Source organism: Bifidobacterium sp. POST2/T3 (B1) (assembly GCF_058197115.1).
Genome location: NZ_JBVPQK010000080.1, coordinates 1 through 10,442 on the forward strand (window position 1 = coordinate 1; position 10,442 = coordinate 10,442).

Here is a 10,442-nt window from a genome sequence, read left to right on the forward strand (position 1 = left end):
GTGGTCGCCCTGGAGAATGCCTGGCGGTCAGGAGCCAGCAAGTGGGACACGGCCCGTCGCTACCGTTTTGGCAACGACCCCTACAATCTTCTTGCTGTTGACGGCCCCGCCAACCAGGCCAAGGGGAGTGCCTCGGCCGACTACTGGCTGCCCGAGAACAAGGACTATCAGTGCTCCTATGTGGCCCGTCAGATAGCGGTCAAGGACAAGTACTCCCTGAGTGTCACCAGTTCGGAAAAGCAGGCCATGCTGGCCGTTCTGCATACCTGTCCGGGCCAGCCCCTTCCGCAGGATCGCTGATCGCTGGCCTTGGTCGATAGGCAGAATTGATTGTCATGTAAGGGTTATTCGTATAAGTGCTTTACAGCCCGGCTTTCTGCACTGATCTGGACTGTTTAAGGTGTGATAGCATTGTTGCAGCTTGATACACAGTTGTATCAACTGTATGGATTCCGATTTCTCGGGTCTATGACCGCAACCATCAGCAACGAGGAGGTTGGCTATGAACGAGCATGTCGGCTCTCATATACGCAACAATGGATACCGCCTACGGGCTCATACGCTGGCAAGGCACAGATTGGCCATTCTGCTTGTCGCCCTAGCGATGATTATGGGCTTGTCCTTTGGAACGCCAAAGGCGGTTGCTGCTCAGGGGGCAGGGCAAAAGTCCGATTCTGCGGGCGGAAGTGGGCTGATCGCCAATGACCGTTTTTGGAATGACGTCGACGGTAACCCAATGTATATGCAGGGCGGAGGGATTTTCGATTTTCCGGATCCCGCGACGGGGAAGGTGTCTCATTATTGGTATGGTGTTCACTTTTCCCAGGCTGAAGCTTATCGACAGGACCCAACCCATGCACTCACTGGCAATGATTTCATTTCGGTGGATGTCTATAAATCCGCGAATCTGACCGATTGGCGGCATCAAGGCGTGGCGTTGGACAGGGCGCAGGCTGATGCATTCTCCAGTGACTTCAGTGGCCGTCGTGCGGGTTGGGTGTGCAGAATGGGAGTTGCGTATGTCCCCGAGTTGCACACTTATGCCATGCTTATCCAGCATGAAATGCCTACGGATGCAACGGGTCGCAATTTCGACAAAAAGGTGATGATCGCTACAGCCGATTCGCCTACTGGACCGTTCAAAGCCCAGAGGCGTATCGACATGCGCGATTACGGGCTGGGTACCAGCAACACCGGTGACCAGAGCGTCTTCCAGGATGAGGATGGCACAGGTTATCTGATTTATTCCTATGGCCGTGGCCGTGGCAGTGTTTGGGCGGCCAGAATAGGCGCTAAGGGGGGTTAGGTGGATCTGCTTGAACCTACTAAGCTCTACCAGGGCTTCGGGCGTGAAGGCAATGCGCTTTTCAAGCACGCTGGCCGGTATTATCTGGCTGGTTCCGATCTGTTCGGGTGGGATGCATCCCGAATTCATTTTCAGGTAGCAGATCATCTGTTCCCTACCAGCCCGTCAATCAGACGGTGATCATGGATGGCAGCCGAACAGATTTTGGTCACATCACTCAGACTGGTTTTTACTACACCTTGCACGGCAGCCGAGCAGAGACCGTCATTCACTGCGGCGATCGATGGGCTGACTTTGCGGGTAATGGGCTTGGATACAACCAGTGGAATCCGCTGAGTTTTGATGATTCCGGCACGCCTCGCTTCAATTCCATGAGTCGGTGGAAGCTGGATGCTGACACCGGTCTTTGGTCGGTTGACGATGCCAATGACTATGTGCTTAATGGTTCCTTCGAAGCGGACAGGGTTTCGGTGGGTGAACAGGGGTATCGGGATAAGGACGGTAACGTGATTGCCGATATCGCTGGATGGCGGCGGGTCAATCCAGATGCCGTGAACAATGTAGCCGATGCTTATGGGCGAGTGGGCGACTATGATCTGCTATTCGCGCCCGGGCGATTCCGCAGCGCCTCCATTGTCCAGGATTTTGATGAACCAGGGCATGTTCCCCTGCACGCCGGCCGTTTCCTTCTGAAACTCTCCTATGCGAACCCCAGAGGCATGGATCAGGCCAGGATCGTGATTGAATCCGGCGGGAAGACCTCGGAGATTAACTTGGCTGCATCTTACCGGCACAGACTGGAAGCAGGCCTCCTTGCCGGTCGATCTGCCCGGCGGGCAGACCAGGATCACTATTGAAGCCTCCGGCATTTCGGGCCAGACTTTGCATGTTGACGACGTGTCCCTGACAGGTGTGCCTGAAAAGGGAAATGAGACCAACGACGTGGTCGATCATGACGGAAATGGTACGCCGACAGGCCCTGGAGGGTCCGCGTCCGGTTCTGTGGAATCAGATAAATTGCTGCCTGTCCGTCCTGCAGCTAGCAGCGGCGGCCTATCCTCCACTCTGGCTGCAACGGGCATCACTATCGCCGCGCTCCAATGTTCGTGGCGAGCTGCCTGGCGGCGGGCATTTTGTTCATGATCGTGGCCGTGTACGGTCGACGGCGTCACATTGAGCGGAATTGACAATCCAAAGCTACGGCTTATACTGAATAACACGTTGGTACACAGTTGTATCAATCGTTGGAAGGAGTAGGGCGTCAAAACCTTATCAAGGACGTGGTTTTTACAATTATCGAAAGGTTCATCATGAATTCTGCAAGGAAAATCCTGACCATGGGCGTCACCATGGTCGCCTTGGCCTCGTTCGCTGCCTGTGGAAGCAGTGGGTCTGGATCAACATCGAAGCCAGCGGACACCAGCAAGGCCTCGGGGCGCATAGTCTTTTGGGGCTGGGGCAATGGTATCAAGGAGACCATTGCTGCTTTTGAAAAGGCCAACCCCGGCATCACTGTGAAGTACAACAACACGGGCACTGCCGGTGACACGCAGGTGGCCTTGTCCAATGCAGTCGCTGCAGGCAAGGGCATCCCTGATGTCACCATGCTGGAGGATCCTACCGTCCAGCAGTTTGCGATTGAAGATAACTTGGAAAACCTGTCGGATTACGGGGCTGACAAGTTTGCTGACGACTTCACCCCAGGGCCTTGGAACAAGGTCCAGTACGACGGCAAGCCCTATGCTCTGCCCATTGATGCCGGTCCCGAGGTTTTCTTCTACAACAAGGCGGTCTTCGACAAGGCTGGTATTCCCGAGCCCCCAAAGACCTGGGATGAGTACTACCAGGATGCCAAGAAGATCCGAGCTGTGGGTTCCTACATCACCAACAATGCCGGTGATAAGAACGCCTATCAGCCATTCACCGCACAGGCCTGGCAGGCTGGGGCCCACCCATGGAAGGTCGATGGTGACAAGATCACCATCAACATGACCAAGGATGCCGGTATGAAGCGGTATATCGACTTTCAGCAGAAGCTGATCGACGAAGACCTGCTCGATACCAAGACCGCCAACTGGTCTGATGACTGGAACAGGGCTCTTAATGATGGGTCGGTGGCCTCGCTGACCATCGGCGCCTGGATGCCCACCAATTTGGAGTCCGGCGCACCCGACCAGAAGGGCAACTGGAGGGTAGCACCTCTGCCCCAGTGGAAAGAGGGAGACAAAGTGTCCGCGGAAGACGGCGGTTCGGCTCTTGTTGTGCCCAAGAAAGCTAAGAACAAGGCGGCCGCCTGGAAGTTCGCAGAATACCTGACGCACGGCGAGGGAGCTCAGGTCATGGCTGACCAGGGCAGCTTCCCCTCGCTGAAACGCATCCTGAGCTCGACTGAATTCACCAGCAAGAAGAACGAGTACTTCGGAGGTCAGGAAGTCAACAAGGTGCTGACCGATGCAGCCAACCTCAAAGTTTCCAAGTTCCAGTATCTGCCCTACAACCCCTTCGCCCAGTCAACCTATGGAGATTCCATTGGCAAGGCATACATGAAGCAGACCACGCTGGAGAAGGCTTTTGAGGACTATCAGCAGAAACTGGTGGATCACGGCAACCAGCAGGGGTATCAGGTCAATAAGTGAGTGATGAAGGAGGCGGCTGACCATGGCCGTCTCCGGGCAGCGACAGGAAAGAAGGAGAGGCATTATGAGTGAAGCCGAAGGTTCGACTGCGCGGGTTCCGGCCCCTGCGCGGGCTCAAGGCCCTGGCGGAACCGGTGGGAGTCGCATTGGGGAGCGGCCTCACAGGCCTGACTGGCGTGGATGGAAGTTCATGGGACCCTTTGTTCTGGTCTTCGTGTTCGTTTTCGTCCTGCCGGTGCTCTATGCCATCTACCTGAGTCTGTACGAGAAGCGCATGATCGGAGGGAACGTCTTTGTGGGCTTGGCCAATTACGCCAGGCTGATCAAAGACGGGCAGTTCTGGTCATCAGTTGGCCGTGTGGCGCTCTTCACCGTGGTCCAGGTGCCCATCATGCTCCTCCTGGCGGCATTGATGGCGCTGGCCCTGGACTCACTCAAGCTGCATGGCACGCGCTTCTTCAGAATCACCACCTTCCTGCCCTATGCAGTGCCGGCTGTGGTAGCAGCGCTGATGTGGGGGTTCATCTATGGCACCAAGTACGGAATGGTAGGTTCCTTGAATCAATGGCTGGGCACGCATATCGACGTTTTGCAGCCCAGCGTGCTTCTGGCCGCCATCGGCAACATCAACACCTGGGAGTTTACGGGCTACAACATGCTGATTTTCTATTCCTCCCTGTCGACTGTGCCGCACTCGCTCTATGAGGCAGCGGCCATTGACGGAGCATCGGAGTGGCAGATCGTGCGCAGCATCAAGGTTCCTGAGCTCAAGAGCTCCCTGGTGATCACGGTCATCTTCAGCATCATCGGCAGTTTCCAGCTCTTCAATGAGCCCTCGGTCCTGCAGACCATGGTTCCAGGTAACGCGATCACCACCTATTACACCCCCAACATGTATGCCTACAACCTGAGCTTCATGGGCGGTCAGAGCAATTACGCGGCGGCCCTGGCCATCGTCATGGCCATCATTACCATGGTCGCTGCCTACGCCGTCCAGCTCAGGGGTATGAAGGAGCAGATGCAATGAGCACGGTTGATTCGAGGACTACCGACGGGGCCAAGGCTGAGCGTATGCGTGCTCGACGCGTCGCACGTGATGAACGCGCGGAACGTCGAAGGGCAGCTCGAACGGGGTTTTCCAATCCGGACAATCCGCGGCGCAGCTGGCTGTTGACTCTCGTTGCAGGGATATTCGCACTCTACTGCCTGTTTCCTTTGATTTGGCTGGTTATCAATGCCACAAAGACCCAGTCGGACTTCATTGGCACCTTCGGTCTGGCCTTTGGACACAAGTTCGCCCTCTGGGATAACCTGCGTGAGGTGTTCACCTATGAGGGCGGAATCTTCGGGCGCTGGCTGCTCAACACCCTGCTTTACGTGGTTGTGGGAGCCGGTGGCGCCACCTTACTGGCCGTACTGGGTGGATATGCCCTGGCCAAGTTCCGCTTTCCTGGCCGTCGTCTTGTCTTTGCTGTAGTCATCGGAGCTATCAGCGTGCCAGGCATCGCTCTGGCTGTGCCTCAGTTCCTCCTTTTCGCCAAGATCGGCCTGACTGATACGCCTTGGGCCATGATCATCCCCAGTCTGATCTCGCCCTTTGGTCTATACCTGATGTGGATCTTTTCCGACCAGGCAGTGCCTACCGAGCTGCTGGAGGCAGCCCGGGTCGACGGAGCTGGGGAGTTTCGTACGTTCTGGCAGGTCAGCCTGCCTTTGCTGGCCCCCGGTATCGTAACAACGGCGCTTTTCACTATTGTGGCTACCTGGAACAACTACTTCCTGCCCTTGATCATGCTCAAGGATTCCAATTGGTACCCGCTGACAATCGGGCTCAACAATTGGAAGGATCAGGCATCGACAGCTGGTGCCCATGCCATTCAGAACCTGGTGGTGACGGGCAGCCTGGTCACTATCATTCCCATCATCGTCGCCTTCCTGCTGTTGCAGAAATACTGGCAGTCCGGCTTGGCTGCTGGTGCAGTCAAGGAATAGCAGAAACACGCAGACGGGATTGAGCATGAGCAGAACGGACAACCATGACCGTCGGCAGCTCCAACAATATAGACCTTACCGATGGCCGAAGGAGCCCGACGGTCATTCGGGAGGAATCTGGTTCGGCGGGGATTACAACCCGGACCAATGGCCAGAGCAGGTATGGGCCGAAGATGTTGCGCTGATGAAACGGGCCGGTGTCACCATGGTGACACTGGGCATTTTCTCATGGGCACGTCTGGAGCCCAGCGACGGAGTCTGGGATTTCGGATGGCTGGATCGGGTGGTGACCTTGCTCGGGGAAGCCGGTATCGCCGTAGATATGGCTTCGGCTACAGCTACGGCCCCATACTGGCTTTACCAGGCACATCCTGAGGTGTTGCCCGTGGAGGCGGATGGAACGCTCGTTCATCCGGGAGCCCGACAATCCTGGAGGCCCACCTCACCTGTTTTTCGACGTTATGCCCTCCGCCTTTGCAGGGTCATGGGCGAGCACTTCCGCGACAATCCGACTGTGGTTGCCTGGCATGTAGGCAATGAATATGGATGGAACAACGCTGCTGACTACTCGCAGGATGCTTTACAGGCCTTCCAAAGCTGGTGTCGCCGGCGCTATGGCAGCATCGAGGAGCTCAACCGAGCCTGGGGCAACGATTTCTGGTCCCAGCGTCTGCAGAACTTCGATCAAGTTCCCCTGCCTGAACATGCTGGCGTGCGTGATGCCTTTATCAATCCGGCGCTGCGTCTGGATTTCCGTAGATTCTGCTCAGACGCGCTGATGGATTTTTTCTGTGCCGAACGTGATCAGCTGCAGGAGCTCACCCCCGATAAACCGCTGACTACCAACTTCATGGTCTCGACAGACCAATGCGTCCTTGATTATGAGCGTTGGTCCCACCAGGTCGATTTCGTGGCAAACGACCACTATTTCGCCCATGGACCTGGACACCTAGATGAGCTGCTCTGCTCGGATTCACTGGTGGATGCCTATGCCCAACGTCATCCTTGGTGTCTGATGGAGCATTCCACATCAGCCGTCAATTGGCGCAATTTCAACGCTTCCAAGCGTCAAGGCGAACTGATCCGGGACGCTCTGGCACACGTAGCTATGGGGGCGGATGCAGTCAACTTCTTCCAATGGCGGCAGTCCGCCTTTGGAGCGGAGGCCTTCCACTCGGCCATGATCCCCCACGCAGGGCCGGATTCGGCGATTTATGCACAGGTTGCCGATTTGGGGGGCATTCTGCGCAGACTCTCCCAGAGTGGATTAGCCGGGACTCAATTGGAACCCTCGACCATGGTCCTACTTTTTGATGCCGATTGCCAGTGGTCTATGGCTGATTCGACTCTGCCTGATTGCTCTGTAGACCATTGGCAGCAGGTCTATACCTGGTATCAGGCTCTGCTTGATGCTGGTTTCAGGGCGGATGTGATGCCATTGAAAGGGCAGTGGGAGCGCTATGACGTGGTGGTGTTGCCGGCCCTGATTCTGCTGGATCAGCAGCAAGCCGACCGTCTGCGCGACTATGTGCGCGGGGGTGGCCGGCTGGTGGTGGACTTCGCCAGTGGCATTATGGACGACCATATGCATGTTGGCTTGGGCGGATATCCTGCGGTTTTGCGTGATTTGACAGGTATTGCTTCCCAGGAGATGATCGCCTTGGGCACGAGTGACCAAGGCGGTGGATCCATCCTGGTATCAGAGGGCATTGAAGGCCATATATGGGTCAACGAGCCCGTGAGCGTAGAGGATTCGGTAAGGGTGCTGGCTCGTTACCAAGGACGTCGCTCCTATGATCTCGACATGGCTGGGAAACCTGCGGTGACCATTCATGGGTACGGTCAGGGCCGAGTTCTCTATCTGGGGACGGGCTTCGCCAAGGAATCGCTGGTCTCGGTGATCAATCGGATTGTTCCTCCTGATTTCCTCAGCGGCGCAGCAGGGGCAGGGTTGCATAATGGACGTGACGGCGACCCGCGGTTGGTGCACCTGATCAGATCCGGGCCAAAAGGCCGTTATCATTTCTATTTCAACCGGGGGTCGACAGTTGTCAGAGACGTGTCCACCATGGGTGAGGCCTTGGTGATTCAACGAGCGCTCCGGTGTGGTGGGGGTGGTTTATCCGGCAATCGGTACACTATAGGAGTGCATGGTGTGGTGGTCACCCGTCAATAGATCTGATCGCCATAGTGCCTTGGAGGTTGTTGCATTCTAGGGGGTGCCTATGGCTACGGATGAAGGACGTCCAGGTAAACGGATCACCCTGCGCGAGGTGGCCAGCAAGGCCGGTGTCTCGCTGAAGACCGCGTCCAATGTGATCAATGGCAATGGCCGTATGTCCAATGCGACCCGTGAGCGGGTGCAGCAGGTGATCGACGAATCGGGATACAAGGTCAATGCCGCAGCCCGTAATTTGCATCGGAACAAAACCGGTATCATTACGCTGGCTGTGCCGTCGCTGACACCTCCCTATCTGGCCGAATTGGCTAATAGGGTCATCGACAGCGCTCGCCTGCGGGACTATGCGGTATATGTCAGCACATATGCCGAGGGGTCTGCCAAGGGGGCGCATGAGATTTTGGCCTCTTTTAACAGCACTATCAGCGACGGCATCATCCTATCCATGTCGGAGCTTGAGCGGTTCGCCGTGGAGGATCTGGATGTGCGCTACCCCTTGGTTTGCGTAGGCGCACGGACTACCCATGGGGTGGCGGATCATGTCATGGTCGATGATGCCGAGGCAGCTCGGATGGCCGCAGAGTATCTATTTGATCGGTCGGTGCGCTCGCTGGCGGTCATCGGCCTGCATGCGCCGCTCGACCAGAATCAGTTGGAGGCTGCAATCGAAGGCAATGCCGAGCTAAGGATGCAAGGTGTGCTGAAGGCAGTTCACGCACGAGGACTGCAGCTGGATGACCGGCTTCTGGGTGTAACCGGTTATGACTGGACCTTGGGTAGCGGGTACCTGACCATGCAACGAATATTAGAAGCGGGCGTACCCTTCGACGGGGTGGTCGCGCTCAATGATCAGCTGGCTATCGGTGCACTGTCAGCACTGACTGCATATGGCAGAGCCGTACCTGACCAGGTTCAGATCATCGGGTTCGACAACATCGAGGAGTCAGCTTATCTGCAGACGCCGCTTACTACCATGGATTCCTGCTTAGGGTGGATTTCGCAAACCTGCGTCGACCGCGTCCTGGGACGTATCGGAGGCAGAGCTACGGCACCCCAGGATCTTGTTATCGGATCGCAAGTCATAGCCCGTAAAACCACCAGGTGATCAGTCCTGGGTTTTGGTGTCGGCGGTGGAGGCTGTGACGGCAGGGGCTTCGGTGTGGATGATGTGCATGTGGCGCAGGAGCATGCGGGTCATCTGACGGCCGGAGCCGGCGCCGTTTCCACGAACGCCGAAGTAGACCAGCAGAACCATGCCCAGGCAGATCAGTGCCGAGATGCGCAGGGCCCACTGCACGCCGAAGATGTTGGCTGCGATCTGGGTGGAGTGACCGCCGCCCATGGCGTTGTGTCGCAGGGTGGTGATGGTCTCCATGAGGATGACCAGGATGGGTGCGCCGACAGCGCCGGCGATCTGCCGGGCCGTGTTGGTGACGGCTGAACCGGCTGAAACGTCCTTGGGAGCCAGGTTGTTCAGGGACCAGGTGGTCAAGGGCATCAGGGTGAAGCCCATGCCGATCTGGCGGATGAACTGGCAGATGGAGACCAAACCGATCCAGGTATTGGCGCCGATCAGGCTCATGGCGATGGTGCCCAGCAGCAGGACCGAGCAGCCCGTCATGGCCACGGGCCGTGCTCCCCAGCGGTCCAGCAGGCGGCCGCCGAAGAACTGGGCTATGGCGGTGCCGATGGCTCCGGGCAGCATAACCAGACCGCTCATGGTGGCAGAGAAGCCGCGATCAGTCTGGATGTACATGGGCAGGATGACGGTGACCGAGCTGAAGGCGAAGAAGGACATGGATGCGATGATGGTGCCTACGGTGAAGTTCTTGATCCGCAGCACATGCAGGTCCAGCAGGGGCTTGTCGTGGTGGAGCTGGCGAAGAACGAACCAGATGATCCCAATCAGGCCGACCAGCATGAAGGGCCAGGTCATGAAGGAGGTGATGGGGAAGTTCTCGATGTTGGTGAAGCCGAACATGAGTCCGCCGAATCCGAAGATGGAAAGGGCCACCGAGAAGAAGTCCGCCTTGACGCTGGTGTCGCGTTGGCCGAAGTTGCGCAGGCCGAAGATGGACAGGAGCAGCGCCACGGCCCCGCAGATGCTCAGCGTCAGGAAGATGGAACGCCAGCCGTTGGCATCTGTCTGCCATCCGCCCAGGGTGGGGCCGATGGCCGGAGCCACGCTCATGGCCAGGCCCACGGTGCCCATGGCCATGCCACGCTTGGCCAGCGGATAGATGGAGAAGACAGTGATCTGCAGAACGGGCCACATGGTTCCCGTGCCTATGGCCTCAAGAATACGGCCCAGCAGGACCAGGGCGAAGGT

General features: G+C 57.2%; 9 protein-coding genes. 8 read left to right on the forward strand and 1 reads right to left on the reverse strand.

The genetic code is table 11. From position 1 onward, the window contains the following. The 8 genes from AC0AP0_RS05440 to AC0AP0_RS05475 form a co-directional block, all read left to right on the forward strand. Window positions 1-300 (forward strand): HNH endonuclease family protein (locus AC0AP0_RS05440; RefSeq protein ID WP_490429637.1); only part of this gene is annotated, 300 nt, incomplete at its 5' end. Window positions 301-502: 202 nt separating this feature from the next. Further along, a complete protein-coding gene (locus AC0AP0_RS05445) occupies window positions 503-1,306 on the forward strand; it encodes a family 43 glycosylhydrolase (protein WP_490429638.1) in 804 nt (267 codons plus the stop codon). A gap of 182 nt (window positions 1,307-1,488) precedes the next feature. Further along, window positions 1,489-2,163: a hypothetical protein gene (locus AC0AP0_RS05450; RefSeq protein ID WP_490429639.1), complete on the forward strand. Its 675-nt coding sequence runs from the start codon at window positions 1,489-1,491 to the stop codon at window positions 2,161-2,163. A gap of 453 nt (window positions 2,164-2,616) precedes the next feature. Continuing rightward, window positions 2,617-3,942, forward strand: coding sequence for an ABC transporter substrate-binding protein (locus AC0AP0_RS05455; protein WP_490429640.1), 1,326 nt, complete (start codon window positions 2,617-2,619; stop codon window positions 3,940-3,942). Window positions 3,943-3,964: 22 nt separating this feature from the next. Beyond that, the gene (locus tag AC0AP0_RS05460) at window positions 3,965-4,969 is read left to right on the forward strand and encodes a carbohydrate ABC transporter permease (RefSeq protein ID WP_490429641.1); all 1,005 of its coding nucleotides are present in this window, start codon (window positions 3,965-3,967) and stop codon (window positions 4,967-4,969) included. After that, window positions 4,966-5,934 carry a carbohydrate ABC transporter permease gene (locus tag AC0AP0_RS05465; protein WP_198189600.1) on the forward strand — a complete coding sequence of 323 codons (969 nt, stop codon included), beginning with the start codon at window positions 4,966-4,968 and terminating at the stop codon, window positions 5,932-5,934. The genes AC0AP0_RS05460 and AC0AP0_RS05465 overlap by 4 nt, the downstream gene beginning before the upstream one ends. Window positions 5,935-5,959: 25 nt before the next feature. Further along, window positions 5,960-8,110, forward strand: coding sequence for a beta-galactosidase (locus tag AC0AP0_RS05470; protein WP_490429642.1), 2,151 nt, complete (start codon window positions 5,960-5,962; stop codon window positions 8,108-8,110). A 49-nt stretch (window positions 8,111-8,159) separates the two neighbouring features. Beyond that, entirely contained in the window at window positions 8,160-9,218 is a 1,059-nt protein-coding gene (locus tag AC0AP0_RS05475; RefSeq protein WP_490429643.1) for a LacI family DNA-binding transcriptional regulator, read from the forward strand. Here the strand turns inward: AC0AP0_RS05475 and AC0AP0_RS05480 are convergent. After that, window positions 9,219-10,442: MFS transporter (locus AC0AP0_RS05480; RefSeq protein ID WP_490429644.1), on the reverse strand; the 1,224-nt coding region annotated here is incomplete at its 5' end.

Bases quoted from the DNA above. Each gene is read 5' to 3' on its own strand.
- AC0AP0_RS05445 (WP_490429638.1), top strand. From the start codon at position 503: ATGAACGAGCATGTCGGCTCTCATATACGCAACAATGGATACCGCCTA.
- AC0AP0_RS05475 (WP_490429643.1), top strand. From the start codon at position 8,160: ATGGCTACGGATGAAGGACGTCCAGGTAAACGGATCACCCTGCGCGAG.
- AC0AP0_RS05450 (WP_490429639.1), top strand. From the start codon at position 1,489: ATGGATGGCAGCCGAACAGATTTTGGTCACATCACTCAGACTGGTTTT.
- AC0AP0_RS05465 (WP_198189600.1), top strand. From the start codon at position 4,966: ATGAGCACGGTTGATTCGAGGACTACCGACGGGGCCAAGGCTGAGCGT.
- AC0AP0_RS05455 (WP_490429640.1), top strand. From the start codon at position 2,617: ATGAATTCTGCAAGGAAAATCCTGACCATGGGCGTCACCATGGTCGCC.
- AC0AP0_RS05460 (WP_490429641.1), top strand. From the start codon at position 3,965: ATGGCCGTCTCCGGGCAGCGACAGGAAAGAAGGAGAGGCATTATGAGT.
- AC0AP0_RS05470 (WP_490429642.1), top strand. From the start codon at position 5,960: ATGAGCAGAACGGACAACCATGACCGTCGGCAGCTCCAACAATATAGA.